28 protein-coding genes, 2 tRNA genes and 1 pseudogene are annotated in these 26611 nt (G+C 57.1%); 18 read left to right on the top strand and 13 right to left on the bottom strand.

Going from position 1 to position 26611, the window contains the following annotated elements; translation table 11 throughout:
• Nucleotides 1-35: 35 nt before the first annotated feature.
• From HY308_17260 to HY308_17250, 3 genes are all read left to right on the top strand, one after another.
• Nucleotides 36-614, top strand: a complete 579-nt coding sequence (locus HY308_17260; protein MBI3900019.1) for a type VI secretion system tube protein Hcp — start codon at nt 36-38, stop codon at nt 612-614.
• Nucleotides 615-677: 63 nt separating this feature from the next.
• The gene (locus tag HY308_17255; protein ID MBI3900018.1) at nt 678-1229 is read left to right on the top strand and encodes a hypothetical protein; all 552 of its coding nucleotides are present in this window, start codon (nt 678-680) and stop codon (nt 1227-1229) included.
• The gene (locus HY308_17250) at nt 1226-1732 is read left to right on the top strand and encodes a hypothetical protein (protein ID MBI3900017.1); all 507 of its coding nucleotides are present in this window, start codon (nt 1226-1228) and stop codon (nt 1730-1732) included. The genes HY308_17255 and HY308_17250 overlap by 4 nt, the downstream gene beginning before the upstream one ends.
• 328 nt (nt 1733-2060) lie before the next feature.
• Here the strand turns inward: HY308_17250 and HY308_17245 are convergent, their stop codons facing one another.
• Nucleotides 2061-2732, bottom strand: coding sequence for a response regulator (locus HY308_17245; protein MBI3900016.1), 672 nt, complete (start codon nt 2730-2732; stop codon nt 2061-2063).
• Nucleotides 2733-3077: 345 nt separating this feature from the next.
• Here HY308_17245 and HY308_17240 point away from each other — a divergent pair, with 345 nt between their 5' ends.
• The 3 genes from HY308_17240 (at nt 3078) to HY308_17230 (ending at nt 4267) form a co-directional block, all read left to right on the top strand.
• Nucleotides 3078-3590 carry a carbon storage regulator gene (locus HY308_17240; GenBank protein ID MBI3900015.1) on the top strand — a complete coding sequence of 171 codons (513 nt, stop codon included), beginning with the start codon at nt 3078-3080 and terminating at the stop codon, nt 3588-3590.
• A gap of 31 nt (nt 3591-3621) precedes the next feature.
• Nucleotides 3622-3816 carry a carbon storage regulator CsrA gene (csrA, locus tag HY308_17235; protein ID MBI3900014.1) on the top strand — a complete coding sequence of 65 codons (195 nt, stop codon included), beginning with the start codon at nt 3622-3624 and terminating at the stop codon, nt 3814-3816.
• A gap of 175 nt (nt 3817-3991) precedes the next feature.
• Entirely contained in the window at nt 3992-4267 is a 276-nt protein-coding gene (locus HY308_17230; protein MBI3900013.1) for a helix-turn-helix transcriptional regulator, read from the top strand.
• 11 nt (nt 4268-4278) lie between these two features.
• Here the strand turns inward: HY308_17230 and HY308_17225 are convergent, their stop codons facing one another.
• Nucleotides 4279-4719 (bottom strand): DedA family protein, encoded by a 441-nt coding sequence (locus HY308_17225; protein ID MBI3900012.1) that lies wholly within the window; start codon nt 4717-4719, stop codon nt 4279-4281.
• 157 nt (nt 4720-4876) lie between these two features.
• The gene (locus HY308_17220) at nt 4877-5926 is read right to left on the bottom strand and encodes a diguanylate cyclase (GenBank protein MBI3900011.1); all 1050 of its coding nucleotides are present in this window, start codon (nt 5924-5926) and stop codon (nt 4877-4879) included.
• A gap of 467 nt (nt 5927-6393) precedes the next feature.
• Between HY308_17220 and HY308_17215 the strand changes: the two are divergent.
• From HY308_17215 to HY308_17175, 9 genes and pseudogenes are all read left to right on the top strand, one after another.
• A pseudogene (locus tag HY308_17215) lies at nt 6394-6534 on the top strand (chromate resistance protein).
• Between the two features lie 265 nt (nt 6535-6799).
• A complete protein-coding gene (locus HY308_17210) occupies nt 6800-8416 on the top strand; it encodes a methyl-accepting chemotaxis protein (GenBank protein MBI3900010.1) in 1617 nt (538 codons plus the stop codon).
• Nucleotides 8417-8446: 30 nt separating this feature from the next.
• Nucleotides 8447-8911, top strand: a complete 465-nt coding sequence (locus HY308_17205; GenBank protein MBI3900009.1) for a purine-binding chemotaxis protein CheW — start codon at nt 8447-8449, stop codon at nt 8909-8911.
• Nucleotides 8908-10164, top strand: coding sequence for a hypothetical protein (locus HY308_17200; protein ID MBI3900008.1), 1257 nt, complete (start codon nt 8908-8910; stop codon nt 10162-10164). The genes HY308_17205 and HY308_17200 overlap by 4 nt, the downstream gene beginning before the upstream one ends.
• Nucleotides 10165-10201: 37 nt before the next feature.
• Nucleotides 10202-10879 carry a purine-binding chemotaxis protein CheW gene (locus HY308_17195; protein ID MBI3900007.1) on the top strand — a complete coding sequence of 226 codons (678 nt, stop codon included), beginning with the start codon at nt 10202-10204 and terminating at the stop codon, nt 10877-10879.
• Entirely contained in the window at nt 10876-13125 is a 2250-nt protein-coding gene (locus HY308_17190) for a hybrid sensor histidine kinase/response regulator (GenBank protein MBI3900006.1), read from the top strand. Before HY308_17195 ends, HY308_17190 begins: the two co-directional genes overlap by 4 nt.
• The gene (locus HY308_17185) at nt 13122-14141 is read left to right on the top strand and encodes a chemotaxis response regulator protein-glutamate methylesterase (protein ID MBI3900005.1); all 1020 of its coding nucleotides are present in this window, start codon (nt 13122-13124) and stop codon (nt 14139-14141) included. The genes HY308_17190 and HY308_17185 overlap by 4 nt, the downstream gene beginning before the upstream one ends.
• 16 nt (nt 14142-14157) lie before the next feature.
• Entirely contained in the window at nt 14158-15201 is a 1044-nt protein-coding gene (locus HY308_17180) for a diguanylate cyclase (protein ID MBI3900004.1), read from the top strand.
• Nucleotides 15202-15687: 486 nt separating this feature from the next.
• The gene (locus HY308_17175) at nt 15688-16464 is read left to right on the top strand and encodes a type IV toxin-antitoxin system AbiEi family antitoxin (protein MBI3900003.1); all 777 of its coding nucleotides are present in this window, start codon (nt 15688-15690) and stop codon (nt 16462-16464) included.
• Nucleotides 16465-16658: 194 nt separating this feature from the next.
• Here the strand turns inward: HY308_17175 and HY308_17170 are convergent, their stop codons facing one another.
• Nucleotides 16659-17048, bottom strand: a complete 390-nt coding sequence (locus HY308_17170) for a hypothetical protein (GenBank protein ID MBI3900002.1) — start codon at nt 17046-17048, stop codon at nt 16659-16661.
• An 82-nt stretch (nt 17049-17130) separates the two neighbouring features.
• The gene (locus tag HY308_17165; GenBank protein ID MBI3900001.1) at nt 17131-18165 is read right to left on the bottom strand and encodes a hypothetical protein; all 1035 of its coding nucleotides are present in this window, start codon (nt 18163-18165) and stop codon (nt 17131-17133) included.
• Nucleotides 18166-18480: 315 nt separating this feature from the next.
• Between HY308_17165 and HY308_17160 the strand changes: the two genes are divergently transcribed.
• Nucleotides 18481-19089 carry a type IV toxin-antitoxin system AbiEi family antitoxin domain-containing protein gene (locus HY308_17160; protein MBI3900000.1) on the top strand — a complete coding sequence of 203 codons (609 nt, stop codon included), beginning with the start codon at nt 18481-18483 and terminating at the stop codon, nt 19087-19089.
• A complete protein-coding gene (locus HY308_17155) occupies nt 19086-19964 on the top strand; it encodes a nucleotidyl transferase AbiEii/AbiGii toxin family protein (GenBank protein MBI3899999.1) in 879 nt (292 codons plus the stop codon). The genes HY308_17160 and HY308_17155 overlap by 4 nt, the downstream gene beginning before the upstream one ends.
• A gap of 231 nt (nt 19965-20195) precedes the next feature.
• Here the strand turns inward: HY308_17155 and HY308_17150 are convergent.
• A tRNA-Phe gene (locus tag HY308_17150) sits at nt 20196-20271 on the bottom strand.
• Nucleotides 20272-20427: 156 nt separating this feature from the next.
• Between HY308_17150 and HY308_17145 the strand changes: the two genes are divergently transcribed.
• On the top strand, nt 20428-20757 hold the full coding sequence (locus tag HY308_17145) for a hypothetical protein (GenBank protein ID MBI3899998.1): 330 nt from the start codon (nt 20428-20430) through the stop codon (nt 20755-20757).
• 6 nt (nt 20758-20763) lie between these two features.
• Here the strand turns inward: HY308_17145 and rraA are convergent, their stop codons facing one another.
• The 7 genes from rraA to HY308_17110 all read right to left on the bottom strand — a co-directional run bounded on the left by rraA (nt 20764) and on the right by HY308_17110 (nt 26167).
• Nucleotides 20764-21249 (bottom strand): ribonuclease E activity regulator RraA, encoded by a 486-nt coding sequence (rraA, locus tag HY308_17140; protein MBI3899997.1) that lies wholly within the window; start codon nt 21247-21249, stop codon nt 20764-20766.
• A gap of 75 nt (nt 21250-21324) precedes the next feature.
• Nucleotides 21325-21597, bottom strand: coding sequence for an oxidative damage protection protein (locus HY308_17135; GenBank protein MBI3899996.1), 273 nt, complete (start codon nt 21595-21597; stop codon nt 21325-21327).
• A gap of 65 nt (nt 21598-21662) precedes the next feature.
• Nucleotides 21663-22733 (bottom strand): A/G-specific adenine glycosylase, encoded by a 1071-nt coding sequence (gene mutY, locus HY308_17130; GenBank protein ID MBI3899995.1) that lies wholly within the window; start codon nt 22731-22733, stop codon nt 21663-21665.
• Entirely contained in the window at nt 22726-23325 is a 600-nt protein-coding gene (locus HY308_17125; protein ID MBI3899994.1) for an SRPBCC family protein, read from the bottom strand. The genes mutY and HY308_17125 overlap by 8 nt, the downstream gene beginning before the upstream one ends.
• Complete coding sequence (locus HY308_17120) at nt 23282-25249, bottom strand: AsmA family protein (protein MBI3899993.1); 1968 nt, start codon at nt 25247-25249, stop codon at nt 23282-23284. The genes HY308_17125 and HY308_17120 overlap by 44 nt, the downstream gene beginning before the upstream one ends.
• Before the next feature lie 18 nt (nt 25250-25267).
• Nucleotides 25268-25341, bottom strand: a tRNA-Gly gene (locus tag HY308_17115).
• A 97-nt stretch (nt 25342-25438) separates the two neighbouring features.
• Nucleotides 25439-26167, bottom strand: a complete 729-nt coding sequence (locus HY308_17110; GenBank protein ID MBI3899992.1) for a nucleotidyltransferase domain-containing protein — start codon at nt 26165-26167, stop codon at nt 25439-25441.
• Between the last annotated feature and the right edge of the window lie 444 nt (nt 26168-26611).

The raw sequence follows: 26611 nt of genomic DNA, 5'->3' as shown, positions 1-26611 counted from the left end.
CTCTCCATCCCTATCATTCAATCGAGCGACCGGGTGTGGGTAAACCAAGCCTTATGTCTGACGCGAGCCGTGTGATGGGACAACTATCAAGCACGGTTCTTGGAGGAGCCTTGGCAGGTAACTGCCAAGGCTTACTCGACAAGCTAGAAAATGTACAAGGCGAATCAGCAGACAAGGGACACGAGAAATGGCTAGATTTGGAATTCTGGCGTTTTTCCACCCGCAGGAAGATCACCTCAGCGACCAGCACCCGAGGTGACCGCGAATCCAGCAATACCGTAATCACCGATCTCTATATCACCCGTCGTATGGACAGCGCTACGCCGCGATTGTTTATGGAGTCGTGTTGCGGGACTGGGCAGACCGTCATCTTGCATCAGAGCAAAACCGGCGTCGGGACGGGTTCGGAGGTGTTTCTTGAATATACGCTGAAGAATTCGTTGATTAGGAGTTATTCGGTCGGTGGGACTTGTTTTGACCGGCGCCGCCCAATTGAGCATATCTATATCAGCTTTGTCGAGATCGTATCGAAATACGTTCAGTACGACGAAGACAACAAGGCAATGTCGCCTGTCATTGTCGGGTTTGATACGGCGAGGAATATCAAGCTCTGAACAGGCGGAAACGGCGGTCCCGGAAAATTACCAACAACGAAATGATAAACTAAGGAGTATGTGATGAGAGCTCTACCGGATAGTTTGACGAAAGAGCAGGCGATCGCACTGTATGAATCACGTCTGGCGACTAGCTCCGAAGTTATCTATATGCCGTGCTTTGATGCGTCCGTGGTATTTAGAATGGGAAAAGAAGACAACATTACGACAATTGACATTATCCGTTGTCATGAGGACGATCGGCCGATGTATTTCACAGACAAATCAACAGGCAGACAAACGCGCAAACTGTGGGACCTCATTACATATCAAGAGAACGGATTGCTGTATGCCTTGCGCCGATCAGGCGGTGTTTCGCTGTTTGATGATCTGAGTCCGAAAGCGCCACGTCGTAAAAATAGCCGCTGGTTCAAGCTACAAGGAGACACTCCGATCCCAGAAGGGCTCGTCGTTGCGAAGCACGCCCGGCCTGACCGTGATGGCGATACACACTATGCCTTGCAGCCAGACGAAGATATGTTAGTTATCGAGCTACAACGAAGACTTCGATTTTTGAATCCTTATATGCAGCCTTTCGATCCTGAGGTACGGCTAAAACCATTGAGGCCGCGATGAGTGAAGTGAGAGAACTTACTGCTTCTGAAGTCACCGCTATTCGTGCCGCGATCGAATATCGACTCGCGAGCATCAGAGAAGAATTGGACGAGCACGAACGAGGCATCTGTATTTTAGATGATGATCGAGTTACCGATCTCGATGAGCAAGTGTATTGGTACGATTCTCAGTTGCTCTATCGCTTCGAGAAAGCGGAAAAGGAAGCATTCGGGTTACGAGATGCCACCAATCCCACGGCCGAGCCATATCCTGATACGGCCGCGGATAAGTTAGTCTTGCTCGAATTCAAGGACATTTCCTACATCCGCGCGGCGCTTGACGTTAAGATTGGGTCAATCGAAATGGACCTCAAACGTGACCATCTCGATGAAGCGAAGCGACAGAACTTACAGGTAGAGCTAGGGTTTTATCAAAAATTATTTAGCACTTTCGAAACGGCCGAGACGATGGCACCCAAGCTGCGGGAGATTCCACAGATCGCGTACCGGCGTCGATGGAAGTAATCGACGCGTCTGCTGATGTGGCGGCGTGGAGCGCTGAGTGAAGTACGCGAACTGACGCTGAGGGAAATCGTCACCATCAGTCCCTCACCCCAACCCCTCTCCCGGGGGGAGAGGGGTTTTACTCCCTTCTCCCCCCGGGAGAAGGGACGGGGATGAGGGAAGAAGTGCCGATATTGGCACTTATTGAGATGGCCTCTAGCAGGTCTCAAGGGGACGAGGCGGCGCAAGTGTCTACTGGACACTTGCGAAAGCTCCACCTCATCCCTCTGAGGGGGAGGGAGTAGCGGCTGATGTGTCTCGGTTTTTGCTTTAAGTAAGTGTGGGCACCTTAGGAGTCATTTCTGCGTGTGCTGGCGAGCCACCAGCAATCATCGTTCCTCGCACGATAGTCTTGTTCTCTCGCCGCAATCAAACCCTCGGCCAATTCCACCATGCGTTTGCGCTGATTCTTAGCCTCGCGGGTTATCAGCTGGGTAGCCTGCTCGCGCGTCATAAACAGTCGTTCCATCAGAATTCCGATCGCCGTATTCACGGTGCGGGCGCTGGCAACGGCTTTGGACAATGCGGCGGCGTACCCCTGTTGCATATCTTCGATGGAGGACTGTAACGCGTTTATTTCGGCAGCACGGGTAAGCCCCACATGCACTTGCGCCAGTAATTCTTTCGGCTCAAGCGGTTTTACGAGGAATCCAAGCGCACCTTCGCCGCCTGCTTGCCTGACGACGTCCTCGTCGGCGTGGACCGACATAATGATGAAGCGAGTGGACGTTAGGTCCGTGATCGCCTTACCGACGTCGAGTCCGGTCATGTCCGGCATGCGGTAATCCAACAGCGCGAGGTCCATCTCCTGCGTCGTCGCGATTTCTATCGCTTGCTCTCCCGACGGTGAGACAAAAACTGCATAACCGGCGCCTTCCAACGTTTGGATGGCCAGTTCTAACATAACAGGATCGTCGTCGACGACCAGAATCTTGCTCCCCTTGCTGGCGGCGGCGTTCATATCTGCTCCCTTATATAACCCCTGTCTGATTTTAGAATGCTTGACTGTATTGTCCGTGTTACGAATAATGATCTTCGTATTTCCCTGGCGCATTACACCTGCGACAGGGGCAGCAAGCTAGGCAATAAAAACCGCCTGCATATCGAGACGGAAGTCAGCGTAAAACGCCAAGTGCGGCGGTGCTGAGTTCCGGTCCGAAGCAATGGATGGCAGGCGGCCCTCAGTTTTCCATCAGTACGCCACGAAATCCACTGCTTCACCGGACGCTCTATCGCCTGTCGTTTAGTTCGCACTTGGCATTTGCCTGCGATAACTCATAGCGCAAGGAAAGAGGAGTGGCGGTAGATGTGCCTGGCAGCGCAGTTTCCGAAAGGCGAGCGTCAACGGCAGTATATGTCCGTGCTCGTTCTTGCCAAGCCACCATTGTTCTCTCTTCCTTCTTTGCCAACACATAGGCAGATCAAAAGGGAGTGCCCATTCATGCTGATGTACACCAGACGTATTGGTGAGCAACTGAGGATCGGCCGCGATACCTTGCTCACGGTGGTTGCGATCAGGGAGGGTGAAGTACGGATCAATGTTGAAGGCGGCGGCTCGTGTTCGGTGGTGACCCGCGGCATCGGCCGGACGTTGAATCTCGGTAATGACATTGTGATTACGGTGCTTATCGTCAAAGAGCGCGAGGTGCGTCTCGGTATCGAGGTTGCGTTGACGATCCCGGTTTATCGCGAGGAGCTGCACAAGCTCATTTGCAACGCGACAGCCGTTTTCGCTTCCCGCACGGATGCTGATTCACGGCGCTCTCGTTCGAGCGGCGGCGTTTGTCGATCATCGATTGTCGATTACGTTAAGAGTTAGCTCCCGGAGCAATTGGCCAAGGAGGCGTGCCATGTTGGTGTTTACGAGAAACGTTGGGCAAACGTTTTATATTGGCGATGACATTTTAATCACAGTCATGGGTGCTAATCCCAATAAAGTGCGTATCGCGGTAGCGGCGCCCGCCGCCGTCTCGGTGCATCGGGAGGAGGTATATCTCCGCATCAAAAAGAAAAAAAGCACTTCGCGCGGCAATGAGACGTCGTAATAAGCAGGCGCCCGCTCGTCGCTGCCGCCATCGTTGGATTGTTGCATTGTGATGCATACGTTCGCGGAGAGCGGGCGGCCGAGCCGAAGTGCGATACACATTTAGAGGGACCCATCAAATGTCATCAACGAAATCGTCGTCAGGGAAGGGAGCGATAGCAGTGAGCAGAAATACGATGGAGCAGCTCGCTCGAACCGAACATAAAGCCAAGAACCATCCCCTACGACACCAACTTGCCGATCGGCTACGGTTACTGCGAAAAGTTCGCGAGTGGTCGCAAGGTCAGGTCGCAGATGCGAGCGGGCTGCATCGAACCTACATCAGTTTGGTGGAGCGCGGGCAATGCAACATTAGTATCGACAATCTCGAGAGACTCGCTGATGCATTCGGTGTGGAAGCGGCTGACTTGATAGGCCCAGCCGACTCCACGCCGTCGGCGGAATACGCGTAGGTATTTCAAGATTAATTCAGCCAGCCAAGGGTAAATGCGGCGATCACCAGATAACGCGATGTCTTGGCCAGCGCAACAATCAGTACGAATGACACAAAGGGTTCTCGCAGGACACCCGCTATCAGCGTTAACGGGTCACCGATAATGGGAACCCAGCTAAGCAGTAACGACCATTTACCGTAGCAGTGATACCACCGTTTGGCGCGTTCCAGGGCTGGCTGCTTGACGGGAAACCAGCGCCGATCGTGGAAGCGCTCGATCGATCGGCCGAGCCACCAGTTAATGACCGAGCCGATAACGTTACCGACGCTGGCGACCAGAATCAGTAGCCAAACCGGTTGCGATTGCGCCAACAGCAGTCCAGCCAGTAGCGCTTCGGACTGCAACGGCAGAAGTGTCGCTGCGACCATAGCGACCATCAATAAACCGGCGTAAACGGCAAGATCGGTCATAGCGTTACATTTTTATGCCGATCTAGGGAGCGGGATGATAGGCGCGGTCGGAGGATATTAAGTTAATAACGATATCGGTTTCCAACGGTTGAGGCGCGAATAACGTCAATGTGCGCGTATTCTAGATTTTCCGGCGGCGGTTGGGGTCTACCGGCGGTTATTCAGCGGCCGAGCCCGCGTCCGATGTGTCAGTTGGACCCAAGCCGATCACTTGATTCTTCCCGGCCTTCTTCGCTTGGTACAAGGCAATATCGGCGACTTCGATCAACATTACCGATTCTTGCTCGCGTTGTGGAGTTGCCGCGGCCACGCCGATGCTGACAGTGACGAATGCGGTCGCCGCGCCGTCGCAGGGCATTTGTAGTTGCTCGACCGCATGCCGGATTTTCTCGGCAATGTATTGCGCGCCGGCGAGCGGCGTGCTGGGGAGAATGACGATGAATTCCTCACCGCCAAAACGTGCCGCGAGATCCGCTGGCCGCGCGAAGCTATTGCGGATCGTCGTCGCGACTTGTTGTAGCGCTTCGTCGCCGGCCAAGTGACCCAAGGTGTCGTTATAGCGTTTGAAGTTGTCGACATCGATCATCAGCACCGACATCGTGCTTTTCTCGCGAATCGCGCGTTTCCATTCCTTGTCGAGAAACTGGTCGCAATAGCGACGGTTGCTGAGCCCAGTGAGTCCGTCGATGTTGTTTAAACGCTGTAGCTCGATGTTCATTTCCATGAGCTGTTGTTGGCTTTCGCGCAACGCGCGATACGCGTCGTCGCGTTGGATCTGGTTGAGATAAGCCCGCGAGTGATAGCGGATGCGCGCCAACAGTTCCATTGGGTCCGGAAGTTTGACGACGTAGTCGTTCGCGCCTTGCCGGAACGCTTCGCTTTTTGTTACTGGATCCTCGCTGGCCGAAAGTACGATGACGGGAATATTGCGCGTCTGCGGATCGGCGCGGTATTCGCGCACCAGTGTTAGGCCGTCGATGCCCGGCATGATCAAGTCCTGCAGGATTACGGTCGGTTTTAATTGCTTGGCCGTTGCGAGCGCCTGTTCTGAATTGGTACAAAAATGAAAATCGAGTTGGGGTTGGCCCGCCAACGCCTTGCGCACGGCTTCGCAGACTATCATCTGATCGTCAACCAACAACACAAGGGCAACGTACTCGTCGGGTGGTGGCAGACGTACGTACTTCCCTGAATTCTGTTCGGACATAACAGCTCCATCGCGAGTTACTAAAAAAAGACGTTCGTTGGCGTGGCGGCAATACATCCGCCGAGATTCGCGCCTTCGGAAGATCTCCACCGGACAGGCTATAAGCATAGTCGGGTGATTTCCGCCGTGGAGCCGATTCCGGCGGCATTGCCGGTGTTTGTCCCATGGGGCGCGTCGCCAGCAGCGGGTTGCGACCTTGCCAATGCGTTCCTTAAGAAACGCGCCGCTTTTACCGACGAAATACTTCTTTCGACTATGCTCAATCAGGGCTCCTCGTGGCTATCGAGGACATGGAAAGGGGTGCCAGGGTGGCCGTAGTTTCTCGCCCAGTTTTCGCGCGTAACGAGTTTCTAAGGTGGTGACTTGCGGTGCTGTGGTCGGGTTGTCAGTGCCGACCAGCAGCGAAAGTTTTTTGACGTCCGTCGGGCTTAACGAGCAGCGACAAGGCCGGTCACCCAGCACTGTCGGTGCGCACCGACCTAAACGTTCCCGGTGGCTGGCGCTGGGTCACGCGCGAACGGCCGAAAATTGATCGTCTTGCCTGTCCTTGGCTAGTGCGCCGTTTTGATGCGTTCCTCGATGAATTCGACGAAGCATTATATCGCCCAATCTCAAGAGGATTTCGTTGGGCTATGCTCAGACGAACTGACACCTATGATCCAGGTGCACCGAGAATATGGCGAGCAGGGGCCGGGGGCGCGTCGAGGTATCGGTTTGTAGAACCGCAGTTTCCTGCCTGACTTACGCATACCAACGGTAACGAGACTAGTCGTCGTGGCGCTAGCGATGTTGCGCCGCTGTCGAAAAAAAACGGCAAATGGGTTCATCGGAAGGGAAAGAAAACCGCAACGGAGACTATAAATGTTTGCGAATATGAGAATCGGGGTGCGGTTGGCCCTTGGCTTCGGGCTGGTGTTGTCGATGATGATGGTGGCGATTGCCGTCGGCCTGTTGCGCCTCGCCTCCGTCAACGAGGTCGCGACCAAGATCATCAGGGAAGACTGGATCAAGGTAGAGCTCGCCAATACAGCTCTGCATCGCATGCGCGACAACGCGCGACGCAATCTTGAGCTGTTGGTTACCACCGATAGCGTTGGGCTTGAGAAAGTCCGAGGCGCCATTGCCGACAATCGCGACAAGATCACCGAGAACCTCAATGCGCTTAGCCAGATGTTTCAAGACGAGGAAGGCAAAGCGTTGTTCGCCAAGATCAAATCAGCTCGGGAAGCTTATGTCGCTTCGTTCACTAAAGTAGGAAAGTTAGTAACGAATAATAAGCGCGAGGAAGCAACCAAACTCATGCTCGCCGAGGCATTGCCATTGCTCGATGCGGTGGTGGTTAGCACTCGTGAGCTGGTCGACTTACAGAAATCCAGGGTCGATGAAGATGCTGTCTATGCCGGTAAGGAATATCAGAGTGGCCGCAGCATCATGCTGGTGCTCGGGGTTGTCGCTCTGTTCATCGGCGTTATTTTTTCCTGGTTTATCACTCGCAGTATCACCCGTCCGATTGTGCAAGCGGCTGAAGTGGCGGCGGCGGTCGGCGAAGGCGCCCTTAACAGCGGCATGGATTTCGAATCCAATAACGAACTTGGGATCTTGGCGCGCGGTTTCAACCAGATGATTAAGGCGCTGTCGCGACTTGTCGGCCAAGTTCAACGGTCCGGCATTCAGGTGAGTACATCCGTCACCGAGATTGCCGCGACCGCTAAGCAGCAGCAGGCGACCGCCAGTGAGATTGCCGCGACTACCAGCGAGATCGGCGCTACCTCCCGGGAAATTTCTGCTACGTCCAAAGAGCTGGTCAAGATCATGAACGATGTGTCGGCGGTCGCCGAACAATCGGCTGAACTAGCGGGCAACGGACAAGCTGGGCTGTCGCGCATGGAAGAAACGATGCGACACGTCACGGAGGCGGCCGGCGCCTTTAACGCCAAGCTTGCGGTGCTCAACGAAAAAGCCGGCAACATTAATCAGGTCGTCACGACCATTACTAAGGTGGCCGATCAGACCAACTTGCTGTCGTTGAACGCTGCCATCGAGGCTGAAAAGGCTGGCGAGTACGGCCGCGGCTTCGCCGTCGTTGCCACCGAGATCCGCCGGCTCGCCGACCAAACCGCGATTGCCACTTACGACATCGAACAAATGGTGAAGGAAATCCAATCGGCGGTGTCGGCCGGTGTGATGGGCATGGATAAGTTTTCCGAAGAAGTGCGGCAAGGCATGCAGGAGGTGCAGCAGGTCGGTGGCCAGTTGTCGCAAATCATCCAGCAAGTACAAGCGATGGCGCCGCGTTGTGGCGCGGTCAACGAAGGTATGCAGGCGCAGGCTACCGGCGCCGAGCAAATCAGCCAGGCGCTGGCGCAACTGAGCGAAGCGGCGCAGCAGACGGTTGAATCGCTGCGGCAGTCGAGCCAAACCATCGACGAGTTGAATCAAGTTGCTAATGATCTGCGCAGCGGGGTATCGCGGTTCAAGGTGGAAGCGTGAGTTGAGCGCAAAAGTTCAGGAGCTGCCTCGATGCTGTTTCTTTTGTTCCAGCTTGGCAACGATCGCTACGCCTTGGACGTCGCCAGCGTCGCCGAAGTTTTGCCGCTGGTTGATCTGAAGCAGATTCCGCAAGCACCGCTCGGTGTTGCCGGTGTGTTCAACTATCGCGGCGCGCCAGTGCCGGCGATCGATTTGAGCCAACTAACGTTAGGCCATGCCGCACCGCGGCGCTTGAGCACGCGCCTCATTCTCGTGCGCTATCCCGACGACGCCGGCGCTGAACGTCTGTTGGGTCTGATCGCCGAGCGCACGACGCAAACCGTGCGGCGGCAACCGAGCGAGTTCGTCGACACCGGCGTGAGTCAGGATGGCGCCTCCTATCTGGGCCCGGTCGCGACCGATGCGCACGGATTGATTCAGTGGATCGAGGTTCGCAAGTTGTTGCCGGCGTCGGTGCGCGACGTATTGTTCAAGCAGCCGGTGGCGAACGCATGATCCTCGGCGACGTTGAAAATATTTTGAAGCAGGCAATGGGGTTGGACACCGCCTCGATCGGCATCTCCGCGGTCGAGCGCGCCGTGCAGGAACGGTTGTCGGCCTACAAGCTTTCGGAACTAACGTCGTACGTCGAGTTATTGCGCGGCTCGAAAACCGAGCTGCAGGCGTTGATCGAAGCCATCGTCGTTTCCGAGACCTGGTTCTTTCGAGATCGCGAGGCGTTCACCGCCTTGGCGCGCATCGCCTGCGAGGAATGGTTGCCAGCGCATCCGCAAGGCGCGCTAAATCTGCTGAGCTTGCCGTGCTCCACCGGCGAAGAGCCGTACTCGATGGCCATGGTGTTGTTGGATGCAGGTTTTCCAGCGCAGCGCTTTCGGATCCACGCCATCGATATCAGCGCGCGTGTGGTCGATCTGGCGGCGGAGGCGGTGTATGGCAAGAATTCATTTCGTGGCAACGATCTTGGTTTTCGCGATCGTCATTTCGAAGCGACCGCGCGCGGCCATCACGTCGCCGAGGCGGTGCGCCGGCAAGTGCGCTTCCAGCAAGGCAACTTGTTCGACGCCGACTTTTTGCCGGGTTCGGAAATTTATGACGTCATCTTCTGCCGCAACGTTCTAATTTACTTCGATCGGATCACGCAGGACCGCGCTATCGACGTGCTCGCGCGGTTATTGACCGCGAAGGGCGTGATATTCGTCGCTCCGTCGGAGACCGGTTTGATGTTGAGTCACGATTTTACGTCGGAGAAAGTGCCGCTGGCGTTTGCGTTTCGTAAAGCGAGCGCCGGGCCGCGTTCGCGGAAATCGGAAAGCGTTCGCGCCGTCAAGCTTCCGGCGGCTGTTGAAAAAAATACACCGCGCGCACCGACGCCGAAAACATCATCGGTGCAGTCCATCACCTCGACAGTAGCGGCACCATCGAAGTCGGTTGCGCCAAGCGCTAGCCTCGACGAAATACAACGCCTGGCCGATCAGGGACATTTGGCAGAAGCGGCAAAATGTTGTGAGCAACATGTGCGCGCGCAGGGGCCGTCGGCGCAGGCGTTTTATCTGCTCGGGCTGATACGTGATGCCGGTGCCAACCACATCGAAGCCGCCGAATTGTATCGCAAGGCGCTCTATCTCGATCCGCAGCATCACGAAGCGTTGGTGCATCTCGCGTTTTTGTTAGAACAGCAAGGCGATAGCGCCGCGGCAAACTTGCTGCACCAACGCGCGCGTCGATTGGAGAAGAAGCGTGGAAAGTAGCGAGCGCGACGAGAAAAAAATCACCGCTACCGCGCTTGTGCATGGTGGCGCCGCGGCGACTGGAGCCGGCGCCGCCATCGACGATTGCTGGAACAAGATCGGTGTGCATGGCGACAGTTCGTGTCCGCAGTTAGCGCAACATATTCATTGCCGCAATTGTCCGGTCTTTGCCGCCGCGGCGACCGAATTGCTCGATGGCGAGCTGCCGGCCGATTATCTGCAGGAGTGGACTCGCCACTTCGCGCAGTCGCAACAGATCGGACAATTGAATACCGAATCGGCGGTTATTTTTCGCATCGGTGTCGAGTGGCTGGCGCTGCCGACGGCACTGTTCAACGAAGTCGCCGAGCACCGTGCCATCCACGTGTTACCACACCGGCGCAGCAGCATGATATTGGGCTTGGCGAACGTGCGTGGCGAATTGTTGATCTGTGTCGCGCTCGATCAAACCTTGGGGCTGGAAGTTGTCGCCGAGTCCAAGCGTGAGCGGCAGCGCTTGCTGGTAACGAGCCACGAAGGCAATCGCCTGGCGTTCCCGGTTGACGAGGTGCATGGCACGCACCGGTTTCATCCGCAGGAGTTGATGTCAGTTCCGGCGACGGTGGCCAAAGCCACCGCCACCTACACCAAAGCGATCTTACCGTGGCAGCAAAAGTCGGTCGGTCTGCTCGATCATCAGCTGCTGTTCTACACGCTTAATCGAGGCTTGGCATGAGCAACGGCGATCTCAGCCAATTATCCATGCTCGATTTATTCCGCATGGAAGCGGAGAGCCAAACGCAAGTGTTGACGGCGGGGCTGTTGACGTTGGAGCGCAATCCAACTGCCGCCGACGCCTTGGAAGCCTGCATGCGCGCGGCGCATTCGCTCAAGGGCGCCGCGCGTATCGTCGGCGTCCCGGCCGGCGTCGACGTCGCCCACGTCATGGAGGATGGTTTCGTTGCCGCGCAGAAGGGCAGCCTAACGTTGCGTCAGCGACACATTGATCAACTTTTGCGTGGCGTCGATATGCTGATGCGCATTGCCACGACTGCGGAAGCGGATCTCGGTCAATGGGCTGTTGCTAAGAAACCGGAAGTGGACGAATTTCTGGCGGCGCTGGCGCAGGTGATCGCCAGCGCCGACGATGCCCCGATCGCCGAGAATAAGACATCGTCGGAGTCGGTACCCACGACTGCCGAGGTTCAGTCGTTTCAATCTGCTGAGCCGCAGACAGACCGCGTATTGCGTGTCACCGCTGATAATCTGAACCGCTTGCTGGGCCTTGCGAGCGAGTCATTGGTCGAGTCGCGTTGGTTGAAGCCGTTCGCCGATTCGCTGTTGCGGCTCAAGCGGCTCCATCATCATTCGGCGCTCGCACTCGACAACTTGCGCGAAAAATTATCCACCCAATCGTTGAGCGAACCAGCGCAGATTGCCTTGGCCGAAGCGCAACGTGGCGTTCTTAAGTGCCATCAAGTTATGTCGCAGCGATTAGGCGAGCTCGAGATGTTCGATCGGCGAGTCACCCATCTTTCGCATCGGCTCTACGACGAAGCGCTCGCGTGTCGCATGCGGCCGTTTGCCGATGGTGTGCAGGCGTTTCCGCGGATGGTGCGCGATGTCGGTCGTTCACTCGGTAAACAGGTGCGGCTCGAAATTATCGGCGAGGCAACACAGGTCGATCGCGACATTTTGCAAAAACTCGATGCGCCGCTTGGGCATCTGCTGCGCAACGCCGTCGATCATGGCGTCGGTACGCCGGCGGAGCGACGCCAAGCGGGCAAGCTGGACGAAGGCGTGATTCAGCTCGACGCGCGCCACAGCGCCGGCGTGCTGCAGATCACCGTTGCCGACGATGGTCGTGGTATCGATTTAGATAAACTGCGAGCGACTATCGTCGAACGCAAATTGACCAACGCCGAGATCGCCGCCAAATTGAGCGAAGCGGAGCTGCTCGAATTTCTGTTCCTGCCCGGCTTCACCATGAAGGAAGTCGTCACCGATATCTCCGGTCGCGGTGTCGGGCTCGATGTCGTGCAAGACATGGTGAAAGGAGTACGCGGCGCGATTCGTGTGTCGTCCGAATTGGGCAAAGGCACGCGCTTCCAGCTGCAGTTGCCGCTGACGCTGTCTGTCATCCGCGCGCTGCTCGTCGAGATCGGCGGTGAGTCTTACGCGTTGCCACTCGCCTACATCGTGCGCACGCTGACGCTATCGAAGGACAAAATTCAATCGCTCGAAGGCCGCCAGCATTTCAATTTCGATGGTCGCCAAATCGGCCTTGTGTCGGCCCATCAGATATTGGAGGGCGGCGAGCTGCGGATTACAGGTGACGAATTACCAGTCATCGTCGTCGGCGATCACGGCAATGCCTATGGGCTGGTGGTCGATCGTTTTCTCGGCAGCCGCGAGCTGGTGGTGCAGCCGCTCGATCCGCGGCTTGGAAAAATCAAAGACATCAGCGCCGGTGCGCTGATGGAAGACGGCTCACCGGTGTTGATTATCGATGTCGATGACGTGATTCGCTCGGTGGATAAACTCGCGGCCGACAGTCATCTCGGTAAAGTCGACCAAGGCGCCAGCAAAGCCGCGGCGAAGCCGCGCAAGCGCGTGCTCGTGGTCGACGACTCGCTCACGGTGCGCGAGCTGGAACGCAAACTCCTCGGTAGTCGCGGCTACGATGTCGAGATCGCCGTCGATGGTATGGACGGTTGGAACGCGGTCCGCACCGGCCGATTTGATCTCATCGTCACCGACGTCGACATGCCGCGGCTGAACGGCATCGAGTTGGTGACGCTGATCAAGAAAGATCCGCATCTGAAGTCGCTGCCGGTGATGGTGGTCTCTTATAAGGATCGCGAAGAAGATCGCAACCGCGGGCTCGCCGCCGGTGCCGACTATTACCTCACCAAAGGCAGCTTCCATGACGAAACGTTGTTGCAGGCCGTCGTCGATCTGATCGGCGACGCTGACGCATGAAGATCGGCATCGTCAACGACATGGCGCTCGCGCTGCACGCGTTGAAAGCGGCGGTGGCGTTGCGACCGGCGCATCAAGTCATTTGGACCGCGGCCAATGGTGCCGAGGCGGTTGAGCGCTGCGCCGCTGAGACGCCCGATCTGGTGTTGATGGATCTCATCATGCCGGTGATGGATGGTGTCGAGGCGACGCGCCGAATCATGGCGGAGTCGCCGTGCGCCATTGTCGTGGTAACCGCCAGCGTCAACGCCCATGCCAGCAGAGTATTCGAGGCGATGGGTTATGGGGCGCTCGATGCGGTTGATACACCCGCGTTGGGGTTGAGCGATCCGAGTGCCGGCGCCGCGCCGCTGCTAAAAAAAATCGACACCATCGGCAAACTCATCGGCGATAAACCCAGCGCGCGTCGCCCGACGAATGAGAGCGGTGTGGCGCCAGCCGCTCGCCAAGATCGGTTGATCGCCATCGGTGCTTCCGCCGGCGGCCCGGCGGCGTTGGCCACGGTGCTGCGGGGTTTGCCGGCGGATTTCGCCGCAGCCATCGTAATTATCCAGCACGTCGACGAGCAGTTTGCCGCCGGCATGGCGCAATGGTTGGCCGCGCAATGCGCGTTGCCGGTGCGCTTGGCGCAAGAGGGTGAACGTCCGGTGGTTGGTACGGCGTTGCTCGCGGGTACCAGCGACCATCTGCGGTTGGTCACCGTCGATCGACTCGGTTATACCTCGGAGCCAGCGGATTACGGTTACCGCCCTTCGGTGGATGTGTTTTTCCACAGCGTCAGTCAGCGCTGGCAAGGCGAGGCGGTGGGCGTGCTGTTGACGGGGATGGGACAAGACGGCGCGTCGGGGTTGAAGGCGATGCGCGACAAGGGTTGCTACACGATTGCTCAGGATCAAACGACGAGCGCGGTTTACGGTATGCCGAAAGCGGCGGCGAAGTTGAATGCCGCTGTCGACATTCTTCCGGTCGAACGCATCGCGCCGACATTAATGGAAGTGCTGGCCCGCAAAGCGTGACGTCGGAGAGCGTGACATGGATACCCCTAAATCAACGCCGCCTACCACGATAACGGCCGCTAAGCCCGGCGACTACGCCATTCGCGTGTTGCTGGTCGACGACCAAGCGATGATTGGCGAGGCGATTCGTCGCGCCTTGGCCGATCAGCCGAACATAGAATTCCGTTACTGTGCCAATTCCGCCGACGCCGTCGCCGCCGCCGAGCAAATGAAGCCCACCGTCATTTTGCAGGACTTGGTGATGCCGGGTGTGGATGGATTGGTGCTGGTTCAACAGTACCGCGCTAATCCGGCGACTCAGGAGACGCCGATCATCGTGCTCTCCACCAAAGAAGAGCCGGCGATAAAAAGCGAAGCATTCACGCTCGGCGCCAACGATTACCTGATCAAGATTCCCGACAAAGTCGAGCTGATCGCCCGCGTTCGCTATCACTCGAAGGCATACTCGAATTTGCTTCAGCGCGATCAAGCGTTTCAGGCGCTAGCCGAGAGCCAACAGCGGCTCATGGAACTCAACATCGAGCTGCAACGCTTGAGTACGGTCGACGGCCTTACCGGCTTAAGCAACCGCCGCTACTTCAATGAGTATGTCGAACGAGAATGGAAACGCTCCGCGCGCGAACAGCATTCACTGTCAATTCTCATGATCGACGTCGACGACTTCAAAAAGTACAACGACACCTACGGCCATCTCGCCGGCGACGAAGTATTAAAAAGCGTGAGTACCATTGTGTGTCAGAGCGCCGTGCGGCCGGCCGACTTGGCCGCGCGTTTCGGTGGTGAGGAGTTTGTGGTCGTTTTACCCGTGACGCCAATGGCCGGCGCACTCCATGTCGGTGAAAAACTTTGCCGCGGCGTGGAGGCCCTCAAGCTTCCGCATTCTGCGTCGACGGTGGGCGCTTGTGTCAGCATCAGCATCGGCGGCGCCTCGACAGTTCCGCAGCGCGGCGATGTTAATTTTCTACGTTTGATTGAAGTTGCTGATCAGGCGTTGTACGACGCCAAGAGAGCTGGCAAGAACCGGGTGGTCGTGGCTGAGCAGGGACGGGCAGCCACTTAAAACAGTGGGAATAAAAAATGGTGGCCGGGGGCAGAATTGAACTGCGATACGCGGATTTTCAGTCCGCCCCTCTATAGTCGCAGACGCGGTGAAAATGGCGCCACAGGTGAGCCACGGCGTTAACGCCAAGCGACGCTGCAAGGTCCGGCGCGGTAACTTGTGCTCCAATGTGCTGCTGATGTCCTCGATGGAGCCGCCTTCAGGAGTTTGTTGAACTCACTTTCGGGAATCTGCTTTGGCATGCTGCCCTCGTTGTGGCGCGATATACCCATATTGCGCCATATAAATATTCTATATGGCGCGATTAGGATTTTAAGTGGCGAACAATGGAGGTAGTTCAGGGACGGGACAGTGCCAGGACCATAAGGTGTGCAGCACGTTGCGTTAGTTTAACCTGGTTGCTAAATAACAAGCTTTCTTTGTGGAATAGGAAGTTTTATAAACTTTTCCTTGCAGTAAGTTTAAATAGAATCTACTTTAACAAGTATGACTAGTGAAAATAGCAGCAAAATAAACCAACTATTGAAAAAATGGTCCGCCGGGACCGTGGCTACGCTGCGCTGGTTAGAACAACAAGGCGTATACCAGCAACTTGCGCACGAGTACGAAAAGACCTCCTGGCTCCAACGGATAGGCCAGGGCGCTTACATAAAATCCGCCGACAAGGTCGAATGGCTCGGTGGCCTTTTTGCTCTGCAAGAACAACTGGGGCTACCCATACATGTGGGCGGCAAGACCGCCCTTCAAATGCAGGGCTACGCCCACTTCCTGTCGCTTGGCAAAGGTGCGACGGTTTCCTTGTTTGGTCTTCCCAATGCAAAACTGCCGGCCTGGTTCAAGCGATACCGCTGGGGCGTGAAACTGCGTTACACCACAACGAGTTTGTTTGCCGGTAAACCCGTCGTAGGCTTGACCACGCAAGACACAGGCACTTTTGCAATCCGCGTCTCGACACCGGAACGCGCCATGATGGAGATGTTGTACGCCGTGCCTAAGGAAGAAACGTACGAAGAGGCAAGGCTACTGATGGAAGGGCTCACGACACTACGTCCGCGTCTCGTTCAAACATTGCTCGAGCGTTGCGCTTCCGTTAAGACCAAACGCCTTTTCATGGTGCTCGCTGAAAGTTCTGGACACGCGTGGGTTAAGAAGGTTGATCTCTCCAAGGTGGATTTTGGTGCGGGCAAGCGCATGTTAGTTCGAGGTTGGCGATTCGACTCCAAATACAACATCTCCGTGCCGGAAACCGAACCTCGACGCTAGGAGCGGTAGCAAAGTGGTGGCAGTGCATATCGGGGCAACGAATCAGATGCGTTGCTGCTAAAGGGCAGAGTCCGGTCAAGAGAATGCTGGCGCCGACAGGGCCAACGCCGTTGGAAGTTTTCCACGACGCCGGCCCCTTGAGTGCCATCGACGCACCGAAGGTGCGGAGTGATTATGCGATCACATGGCCTACCTTATTTAGCCGCCTGAAAATTGTATTCGCCGGGTACACCGCCGGCCGGTGTCGACGCCATAAACGTTCCGCCCATTCGATCGATGGCGGCGTCGTCGCCGACGTTGCCTGTCCAAGATTGAAACGTATCGTTGTTGGCGGCGTTCTTACGCAAGAAATGGATACGGCCGGTGGCGGGACAATAGAATCCTTCAATCGGATTACCGTAGATGGCGCCGGTGATGCGCCGACAGATACCAACGGCAGCCTGGAAGTTGATGACAAGTGCCCCGGCCGTCTGATTACCGAGCACCGACCAGTTTCCCAACACGTTTGGCGGTGGCGCGGCCGAGGCGGCCGTGGTGACGAGCACGGTCGATGCGAATAATAGGCTGAGCGTTAGTTTTTTCATGATCGTATCCCTTCGAAAGTGATGAGGCTGCTTGGGCAAATGGCCAATAGAATCCTGCAGCCCACGAGGATTCCTGGCACGCTTACTCTTGCGGCGGAGGTGGGCTGGGGAATACGTCGTCGTTGGATCTTTCCGCCAGGTCGAGATACTCGAGAGTGCCTTTCGCTTGCGCCTGCACATCAGGGTCGCTGTCGTTCAAGGCCATCTGTGCGACGATACGGACCATAGAGGCATCCGCATTCGAGTGTTGTGTCAGCGCGGTCAACGCCAATCCGCGCACCTCACGATCGGGATCCAGACCGGCCAGCTGTTGCAGCAGGTGCATCGGCAGTTCAATCTTGTTTTCCAAACTCGCGGCAACTGCACTGAAGCGAATCTTGGCATCGGCGCTCTGTAACGCCTGGCTGAGCTCAACAATAGCGACTGCGGGATCTTGTGTTTGCAGTCCGGCCATAGTGGCGAAGTCGACGCCAGAGGTATGCTTTGGTGTCTCTTGATTGCCCGAGTTGCTCCCCGTCGCCGTCAGCGGGTACGGCGCTAGCGTCTCGCCTTTGCGCTTCCGATAGATCCAAACGGATTTCAACGTAGGCGCTGACGATTGAGCGGTGGTGGATTCGCCGGTACCGAAGAACAGAAATACATCGAATCCTTGGAGGATGTGCAGCAAACCTTCCGCTAACGGCGTCGGCGCCAGCTCAGCGGAGATCGGTTGCGAACCGAGTTCGGCAGAGGCGTGAATAGCGATCCGGCTTTGCTGGCCTATTTCGGCAAGGAGCCAGCTCAACGGCACATTGTTAATGCGAACGCGCAGCTGCCCGTCCTGGATCTCAATCTGCTGTGCGCCGTTTTCCATTGCGGCCAAATTGACTGGCGACGGCATGGAAGACGACATCGGCGTCTGCTCGTACGCCGGTGTGGCGATCTCTGGCCGATTCAACGTCGCCCAGTATGTGGCCGCGGTTGCGGTACCGGCAATCATAAATATAAGAGTGGCGCGCACTAACCGGCGTTGGTTCTTGTGCGACGGAGTACGTTTCTGTTGGCGTAGGAGTTCGTCTCGGCCAGTAGCAATTGGGTGTGCTGATTTATTTGCTGCCACCGGTGCATGAACGATCATGGTGTGCCCCATACGAATATCAGGACGACGAAGCGTAAATGACGGTTGCGGTTGCACCCATACAACTGAAGTCGAGTCGGACTAGAACCAAAGACCTAGCCGGAGAACCATGGCAACTTATTTAAGAAAGGGTTTTTATCCCGCGTTAAGACGGGCGAAGCTTCGGCACGTACGATCGAGTGCTTGTTTTTGGGATCATTGCCAACCCTGGCGCTGGCGGGACTGTGGTTGTCATTGCGCGGATATCAGAAGTTGCGGCCCATATATATGTGTCAAAACGTTGACACATATATATAACTGTATACACTTCGACACATGCCGCTAGTCACTCACCGCGCAAAAACGCTGAAACTCGCCCGCCGCCGCCAAGGGGTTACCGCGCGCGAGCTCGGGGCGGCGGGTGTACATCGCCAGGTGCTGACCCGGTTGGTCGAAGTGGGGGAGCTCGAGCGTGTTATTCGCGGCGTATACCGCCTGCCGGATCATCCGCTAACTGAACATCACGGTTTGGTGATGGCGAGCGCGGCGGTTCCGCATGGAGTGATCTGTTTGCTCTCCGCCCTACAGTTCCACGAGATTGGGACCCAGATTCCATCGGAGGTGTGGATTGCCATCGATCGGCGCGCGCGCCGCCCAGCGTTGAAATATCCGCCGCTGCGCATCCAGCGTTACTCGGGTGCGGCACTGAGCGAGGGTATCGAATCTCATCGCATCGAGGGGCGGACGGTTCGAGTTTACAACGCGGCTAAGACGGTCGCCGATTGCTTCAAGTATCGCAACAAGATCGGTATCGATGTGGTGCTGGAAGCGTTGCGTGAGGCTTGGCGTGCACGGCGTTTCACGATGGATGAGTTGAATCGTTATGCCCGCATCTGTCGTGTCGATCGGGTGATGCGGCCTTACCTCGAAGCGTTGGTTGCATGAGCAGCGCTCGCGACGGTCTTGCCCGCTCGGTGCAGGTGCGCCTCGCACGGCATGCGAAAACAATTGGTGTCGACCCGAACTTGATTCTCACCCGTTATGCTGTGGAACGCTTTCTCTATCGGCTCTCGCGTTCGCAACATGCCGATCGATTCGTTCTCAAGGGCGCGTTGCTCCTGTTGGTGTGGTTTGGGGACACTCTGCGTCCGACGCGCGACGCCGATCTGCTGGGTTTTGGCGATCTCTCGGATGTGGCCCTGACAAAAATCTTTACCGACGTGTGCAAGGTCGATGTCGAGCAGGACGCCATGACGTACCTCCCCGACACCGTTAGCATCGAGCCCATTCGATTTGAAGACGCCTACGGCGGACACCGAGTGAATCTACAGGCGCAACTCGGTGCAGCACGGTTGCGCATTCAGGTGGACGTCGGCATTGGTGATGTGGTGACGCCCGCTCCGACGTGGCTCGAATATCCGAGCTTGCTTGATTTGCCGCGGCCCCGGTTGCGTGCCTACACGCGCGAGACGGTGATCGCCGAGAAGCTTCACGCCATGGTGATCCTTGGTACCAGAAACAGCCGGATGAAAGACTACTTCGACCTGCACACTCTGGCGCGCGCGAGCGCATTGGATAGCGCGACGTTGGGCGAAGCGATTGCCGCGACATTTCAGCGACGTAAAACGGCGTTGCCGTTAGACGTGCCCGTTGGACTGAGTGACGAGTTCGGGCGCGACCCCACGAAACAAGCACAGTGGAAAGCGTTTGTTGGTAAGAATCGCCTCAATGTCCCGGCGCTGGATGAAGTGGTTGCAGAGATACGCCGTTTCGTGGCGGCGCCGTTGCAGTCGGCGCGACAAAAAGCCGAGAAGGCATGACACGAATTGTTGCAGTTGGCATTAGCCGGTGCGCCATTGACTGAAGTGCGAGACCTGCCTGGACACAGCACGGTCAAGATGACGGAGCGTTACGCGCATCTTGCGCCGGAGAATGTCCGCGCAGCAGTAATTAAGGATAAACACCGTGTCACGTTTTAGTCACGGTGTAGAAGTACCCGACGGTCGTGCCGTCGCGAAGCGGTGGTAAACGCTTGAGTCACAGAACGAAAATGGTGGCCGGGGGCAGAATTGAACTGCCGACACGCGGATTTTCAGTCCGCTGCTCTACCAACTGAGCTACCCGGCCTTACGGGGAGCGGCGCATTATAGAGAAGCCCTGTTTTTTTGTAAAAAACATTCACAAGCTGCATGAACCGTGGCCGGTCGGCGGCCAAAATCCGCTGTCAACCGCGAAAAACGGCCGGCGTTAAGGCAGGGACAGGCCAACCCAGGGGGATAAATCATGAAAAACCTGCCGCAATTGCTTGCCATTTTCGCTATCACTACCACAACGGCATTTCCGGCATTCGCCAACACCGGCGATCCCGGGCCTGGGATCGACCAGCGCCAATCGCAACAGCACCAGCGCATTGCCCAAGGGATTCGTTCGGGGGAACTGAATCAGCGCGAGGCGCACCGCCTGCACCAGGAGCAAAGCCAGATTCGTACCGAAGAGCGCGCGTACCGGGCCGATGGCCGCTTAACCGTGGCGGAGCGCAGGGATTTGCAGCAGGACCTCAATCAATCGAGCCGGCGCATTTATCGCCAAAAGCACGATGCGCAAGCGCGCTAACGGGGCTTAGGTCAGCGGGGTGTTGGCGACGATGATGCCGTCGGCGTCGACGTAGACGAATTCGCCGGCGTAGAACGTGACGCCGGCGAATGTGACAGCGACATTGGGCTCGCCGACGCCTTTCTTCTCGGTCTTCATCGGATGCGTGTCGAGCGCGCGCACGCCGAGCGGCATTTGATCGATCGCCGCGGAATCGCGGATGCAGCCGTAAACGACGATGCCTTCCCAGCCGTTTTTGACGGCGAGCTCGGCGAGCTGGTCGCCGACCAGGGCGCAACGCAGGCTACCGCCGCCGTCGATGACCAGCACTTTGCCGCGGCCCGGCTCGGACAATGCGGTGCGGACCAGCGAGTTGTCTTCGAATAATTTGAGCGTGACGATCTGGCCGTTAAAAGCGGTTTTGCCGCCGTAGCGTTTGAACATCGGCGTGGCGACGCGTACGCGGTCGGCGTGGGTGTCGCAGAGGTCGGCGGTGGCTAGCGTAGTGGGCATCGTGTTACCTGCTAATACCCCCACCCTAACCCTCCCCCGTAACAGCGGGGGACGGAATAGGGCGGCGGGTTTAAATTAGGTCGACGGCGGAACGTAACCTTCGGGTGGCGTGGCGCCGGCGCCGAATAAAAACTTTTCCATCTCTTGCTCGATGAGCTTGCGTGCCTTCGGGTCGAGCGGATTGAGGCGGTATTCGTTCATGATCATCGTTTGGTGGTTGAGCCATTGCTGCCACGCTGGCTTCGATACGCTTTCCCAGATGCGTTTGCCGAGCTCACCGGGGTAGGGCGGGTAGTCGAGCCCTTCCGCTTCGCGGCCGAGCTTTACGCAGTTCACCATACGGGCCATTAGCTTCTCCAACTTCACATTGATTCGTAGGCCGTCCCTAGCGTCGCGGCCGGCGCGAACGCACGTTAGGTGTGTTCGCAAAAATTCGGGCTCGCCTTCCATTCATCCAGCAACCGTTTCACCGGTGCGGCTAAGCCGCGTTCGTCCGGGCGCCGGCAGTTATACCAAACTGTTTCGCCGTCCTCTACGACTCGGGTCGCGGTTTTGAGCAACTTGGCTGGGATCGGTTCAATGTCGAGATGAAAATGGCTGAACGTGTGGCGCAATACCGGCCAGGCTGGTTGCGGGGTGATGTCGAGGCCAAGCGCCTCGCGGCACCAAGCGCGGACATTCGCAGCGGCGCATTCCGGCAGCCCCCACAAGCCGCCCCAGATACCGGCCGGCGGCCGACGCTTGAGCAACACGCGGCCCTGGGTGTCGTGGATCAGCAGCATGCGCACCGATCGCACTTTCAGCGATTTGCGTTGCGCCGTGCGCGGATACGCCGCCGGATCACCGCCGGCATAGGCAGCGCAACCCTTCTGCAACGGACACTCGTCGCACTGCGGTTGCCCGCGCCGACAAAGTGTGGCGCCGAGGTCCATGATCGCTTGCGTGTAATCGGCGACGCGCGTGCGCGGTGTGTGATATTCCGCCAGCTCCCACAAGCGCCGCTCGACCGCCGTGCCGCGCAGCGGTTCGTCGATCGCGTGATAGCGGGCGAGCACGCGCTTTACGTTGCCATCGAGAATCGCATGTCGTTCGTCGTACGCGAGACTCAAGATCGCGCCGGCGGTCGAGCGGCCGATGCCGGGCAACTCCGCCACCGCTTCGAAGTCGCGCGGAATTTCGCCGCCATGCAAACGTACCAAGGTTTGCGCCGCCCGATGCAGATTGCGCGCGCGCGCGTAGTAACCGAGCCCGGTCCACTGATGTAGCACGGCATTGGCGTCGGCGTCGGCCAGCGCCGTAATCGTCGGGAAGCGTGCGGTGAAGCGTGCGAAGTAGGGGATGACGGTCGCGACCTGTGTTTGCTGCAGCATGACTTCCGATAACCAAACGTGATACGGATCGCCGCTCAGTTTCCACGGCAGCGCCTTGCGTCCATGGCGGTCATACCAACGAAGCACGCGCGCACCGATGCGCGGCTCAGTCATGTGCCAGTTCCTCGAATTTCAACGCGCCGGTCTTCAGCGTCTCGCGAATCTCGTGCTTAATTATCCACGGGCCGATCAGCGGCGGCACATAAAACGTCGGTTCGAGCTCGGCTTCGTACTGCAACCGCGTTTGCCCATCTTCGGCGGTGATTTGCCAGCGCTCGGTCGCTTCGCGAAAGTCACTGAGCTCCGGATCGATGCGGGCGCTAATCGTGCCGTCTGCTTGCTCGGTAATATCTTTGACCTGCGTCACCGTCCGGCAGAAGAACAGCACGCACGAATGTAGTTGCAGGCGCAGCCGCAAGTTGTCCGGTGTGCGGCTGAGAATTTCGCTTTCGCGGATCGACTGGAAGTGCGTGGCGTAACTGGCGTAATCGGTAAGATGGCGCCGGAGCTTATCCGCCGGCGCCGCGAGTCGTACGTCGAAGTGCACGTGGTAGCGACCGGCCGCGTGCGTCACTTCGATAGCGAGAATCTCGGCGGCGCGAGCTTGGGGAACACCGCAGAGCATGACAACAACGGCTAATGTCCAACGGCCGTCGTGCTTATTATTGTTGTTGCTGTTGCTGCAATTTCTGTTTCCAGCGTTCAAGCTTGTCACCGAGTTTCTTTTCGAGCTTCTTCTCGACCTTCTCCTGCTTTTCTTGAACCTGACCTTTAACGATCGCGCTCAAGTCCGGCCGGAATTTTGGGGCGTTGAGCGGTCCGCTGATGATGACCGGGATGTCGCTCACACGCAGCACGTAGTTATCGAAGCTGTCGTTGACCAAGTTAATGTTACCACTGCCGGTGACATGCAAGTGCGGCCCGTCGATAACCAAATCTTTATTATCGACGATGCCGCTGTTGATCACGGCGCTCGCCTGCAGCTTAGAAAACGGCGTTTTATCGCTCTTCACCGGCGATAGTTCGGACAGCGAGCCCAATAAGCCCTGCGCGATTCCGCCCGGACGGTCTTTAATCTCTTTGATCTTCGCTTCGATCTTACCGATATCGATACCTTCGATAGTGCCGTCCTTAATGGTCGCCGCGACCGAGCCGGCCAACGTTTTCTTGATCGCCGCCGCGTCCAAGCCTTGCCCGGACAGCACGAGTTTGATGTCGGCGACGCCGCTGAAATTTTGGAAGAGGTCGGCGTCTTTGAGAAACGGCCCGAGCTGAACGCCGGTCAGCTTTTCATCGAAACCAAAATGCGGCGTACTGCCGGCGGCGTCGATGGTAGTGCGGCCGTCGTAACTGCCGTTATAAAGCTTGGCCGAATACGGTCCGAGCACGATATGGCCGTCCTTCGCCGCCACCTTCAGCGTAATCGCTTGGCTGCGAATGCCGAACGCTTTGAGTTGTTGGATGCGGAATTGTCCGTCGGCATCGGCATCGCGCAACAACGCCAGCGGAATGACGACCGCCTTGGCGTTCTCGGTTTTGTCGTTGTTAGTCTTGCCGTCGGTTGTCGACGCCGGCGGTAGATAGCGATCGATGTCGATCGTATCGATTGCGAGATCGAAGCGGTAACTCGGCTTCGGTGTTTTCGGTAACGCGAACTTGCCGGTTAGGTGGCTCTCGTCGAGCGTCAGCTTCAGGTCGGAGATCGTCAGCGACTGCGGGTTCGATTCGAGCTGCGCCGCCAGCCCGACGCGTTGCAACGCTTTCGGATCGGCCGGGGTATACGGCAGGTTCAATTCCTTTAATAGGGGTTGCAGCGCGAACATCGGTATGTCGATGCGGCCGTTCAACGCCGGCGCATGCAACACGTCTTTGCCGTGCAGCGCCGCGTTCAGCCGTAAGTCGCCGAGCGCTAGCTTGAGCTCGGGAACGTCGAGCACTTCGGTTTCCGCATTGAGGTGCAGCCGCGCATCGAGCGACACGCGCTTGTGCACCGGCGGTTTGCCGCTTTCTAAATCGAACGCCAAGTGCAGCGGTGCCGGCGCATCGCCGAGCAAGTTCCCGCTCGTGAGCTCGACGCGGCGTAACGCATAGTTACTGCCACTGACGCGGTCGCGCCAGGTAAATTCTGAATTCTTCACTTCGAAATGGTTGATGGTGAATACCGCCAATGCCGCCCCGGCATTCGGCGCCGATGGCGTGGGTGTCGGCGCCGGTTGTTCGGTTTTCTTCGCCGCCGCCAAATCCTGCCAATTGTTGCGGCCATCGGCGGCACGTTCGAGATGCAGCGCTAACCCATCGAATCGAATCGTGTCGACCACGACTTGCTTGTGCAGCAGTGGCCAGATCTCGACGGAAATGTTCGCACTATCGATACGCGCAAACGGCTCCGGCCCGAAGCCCTTCGCATTCGCCAGCTCGAGTTTCTCGGTGCCCACCCCAAGCGGCAAGAACGACAACCGCAGCGGCCCGTCGATCTTGAGATCGCGGCCGGTTTTCGTTTTAACCGCCTGAATAATGTCGTCGCGGTAACGATTGGGGTCGACAAAAATCATCAACGCCACAACTGCCAATAACACCAGGCCGACGAGGATGCCGAGCACGATCGCAACGACTTTGAGTGGTTTCTTCAAGAGTGGGCCTATCGAGGTTGGAGCGGGTGATGGGAATCGAACCCACGTCTAAAGCTTGGGAAGCTTTCGTTCTACCATTGAACTACACCCGCGAAGACAGAGTAAAACTAGTTTTTAGTGTAGCGGTGGTAGAAATTTGACACAACTCATTGCTTATTGCGTGGTACACCTGCACCACTTTCTCGCCATTTATCGCCACGACTCGGGGGCATGCATGATATAGCCATCAAACAGCCGCCCGCCGCTCGGACGCAGGACGTCCTCACAAAGCCGAATAACCTTTGTCGCGTTGCCTTCTTCAAAAATCGCCCGAAACGCTTCGCCGAAGATCTCAGCAAAATCCGTTGAAACAGAACATAAACGGCGCGGAATCGATTTACCTCGCGCGGACCACAACTGTTGGGATCGAAGGTAGTGGTCCGCCAACAACGGATGAAGTCTCGCCGCACTCGCTATCAATTCGTCTCGCGAACGGGGTGCGCGCATATCGTCCACTAGGTCGGTAATAACGTATCGGGAAGTCTGTCTCTCTTTTTCGCCCCACAGCGGTGGTCCTGCATCAATAACGGTATCTGCTAGTTGCTTCAGCGACACTGATAATTCGTTACATTGAAGAAGTTCCAGCCCTTCCTTGACCATCATTGCTAGCGACGGTACCCCGGTGGGTCGATCCACCTCGTAGAAAAAGTAGCGAAGCGTTTGCGGGTCGTGCACAAAAGCTTCGACCGGCCACCCGCCAAAGACAAACGATTCCCGATAGGCTTGCGGCAACGTGTCGAAAATGACGACCAGATCGAGATCGGATGTCTCTGTGTGATCCCCTCTGACTACGGAACCGGCCAGAAAGGCTGCGCGGGCTTTCGGATATTTATTCGCAAGGATTTTGGTTGCTGTAGCTTGAGGTTCTTTCTTCGTCATTACCGGCAATCGCGTTAGCGCTGTTAAAGAACGGTATAACGAAAAGCTTGGAAGGTCGAGAAGCCCGTGTCGATGCTGGTACATCCGCCTCTGGCGTTTCTACAAACTGGATGTTTCAGCTAACACCGATAAGGCGACAGATTTATTGTGCGAAAACTAAAGGGATCACAAAGTGGAATGGTACTGCCTTAAGCAAAAGCCGAAGCGTATCCACCGACGATACGCCCTCTCCCGCAAGGGGAGAGGGAACGCTGCTGTTATGGCGGCGAATCTATTATCGCCAACGCGCAGAGTGCTGCAGGCAGAAGTGGCCCCACAAATTAAGACAACCCGATAAGTGAAGTTTCTGCTCCAATAACCGAGGCCGCAAGGCTTCATCATCCGGAGCACGAACAATGAGAAGACCCCGAAGAAACCACACCGCCGCCTTCAAAGCCAAGGTCG

This window comes from Gammaproteobacteria bacterium (assembly GCA_016199745.1).
GTDB lineage: Bacteria > Pseudomonadota > Gammaproteobacteria > Acidiferrobacterales > Sulfurifustaceae > JACQFZ01.
Note: the sequence above shows the minus strand (reverse complement) of the source record. Positions and strands in the feature narration are given on the sequence as shown.

Coding starts and splice junctions, on each gene's coding strand:
- HY308_17255 (MBI3900018.1), top strand. CDS start 678: ATGAGAGCTCTACCGGATAGTTTGACGAAAGAGCAGGCGATCGCACTG.
- HY308_17135 (MBI3899996.1), bottom strand. CDS start 21,597: ATGGCCCGTATGGTGAACTGCGTAAAGCTCGGCCGCGAAGCGGAAGGG.
- HY308_17160 (MBI3900000.1), top strand. CDS start 18,481: ATGCCGCTAGTCACTCACCGCGCAAAAACGCTGAAACTCGCCCGCCGC.
- HY308_17220 (MBI3900011.1), bottom strand. CDS start 5,926: ATGTCCGAACAGAATTCAGGGAAGTACGTACGTCTGCCACCACCCGAC.
- HY308_17155 (MBI3899999.1), top strand. CDS start 19,086: ATGAGCAGCGCTCGCGACGGTCTTGCCCGCTCGGTGCAGGTGCGCCTC.
- csrA (MBI3900014.1), top strand. CDS start 3,622: ATGTTGGTGTTTACGAGAAACGTTGGGCAAACGTTTTATATTGGCGAT.
- HY308_17180 (MBI3900004.1), top strand. CDS start 14,158: ATGGATACCCCTAAATCAACGCCGCCTACCACGATAACGGCCGCTAAG.
- HY308_17200 (MBI3900008.1), top strand. CDS start 8,908: ATGATCCTCGGCGACGTTGAAAATATTTTGAAGCAGGCAATGGGGTTG.
- HY308_17190 (MBI3900006.1), top strand. CDS start 10,876: ATGAGCAACGGCGATCTCAGCCAATTATCCATGCTCGATTTATTCCGC.
- HY308_17145 (MBI3899998.1), top strand. CDS start 20,428: ATGAAAAACCTGCCGCAATTGCTTGCCATTTTCGCTATCACTACCACA.
- HY308_17240 (MBI3900015.1), top strand. CDS start 3,078: ATGTGCCTGGCAGCGCAGTTTCCGAAAGGCGAGCGTCAACGGCAGTAT.
- HY308_17110 (MBI3899992.1), bottom strand. CDS start 26,167: ATGACGAAGAAAGAACCTCAAGCTACAGCAACCAAAATCCTTGCGAAT.
- HY308_17175 (MBI3900003.1), top strand. CDS start 15,688: ATGACTAGTGAAAATAGCAGCAAAATAAACCAACTATTGAAAAAATGG.
- HY308_17225 (MBI3900012.1), bottom strand. CDS start 4,719: ATGACCGATCTTGCCGTTTACGCCGGTTTATTGATGGTCGCTATGGTC.
- rraA (MBI3899997.1), bottom strand. CDS start 21,249: ATGCCCACTACGCTAGCCACCGCCGACCTCTGCGACACCCACGCCGAC.
- HY308_17250 (MBI3900017.1), top strand. CDS start 1,226: ATGAGTGAAGTGAGAGAACTTACTGCTTCTGAAGTCACCGCTATTCGT.
- HY308_17185 (MBI3900005.1), top strand. CDS start 13,122: ATGAAGATCGGCATCGTCAACGACATGGCGCTCGCGCTGCACGCGTTG.
- HY308_17210 (MBI3900010.1), top strand. CDS start 6,800: ATGAGAATCGGGGTGCGGTTGGCCCTTGGCTTCGGGCTGGTGTTGTCG.
- HY308_17165 (MBI3900001.1), bottom strand. CDS start 18,165: ATGATCGTTCATGCACCGGTGGCAGCAAATAAATCAGCACACCCAATT.
- HY308_17245 (MBI3900016.1), bottom strand. CDS start 2,732: ATGAACGCCGCCGCCAGCAAGGGGAGCAAGATTCTGGTCGTCGACGAC.
- HY308_17170 (MBI3900002.1), bottom strand. CDS start 17,048: ATGAAAAAACTAACGCTCAGCCTATTATTCGCATCGACCGTGCTCGTC.
- HY308_17230 (MBI3900013.1), top strand. CDS start 3,992: ATGGAGCAGCTCGCTCGAACCGAACATAAAGCCAAGAACCATCCCCTA.
- mutY (MBI3899995.1), bottom strand. CDS start 22,733: ATGACTGAGCCGCGCATCGGTGCGCGCGTGCTTCGTTGGTATGACCGC.
- HY308_17205 (MBI3900009.1), top strand. CDS start 8,447: ATGCTGTTTCTTTTGTTCCAGCTTGGCAACGATCGCTACGCCTTGGAC.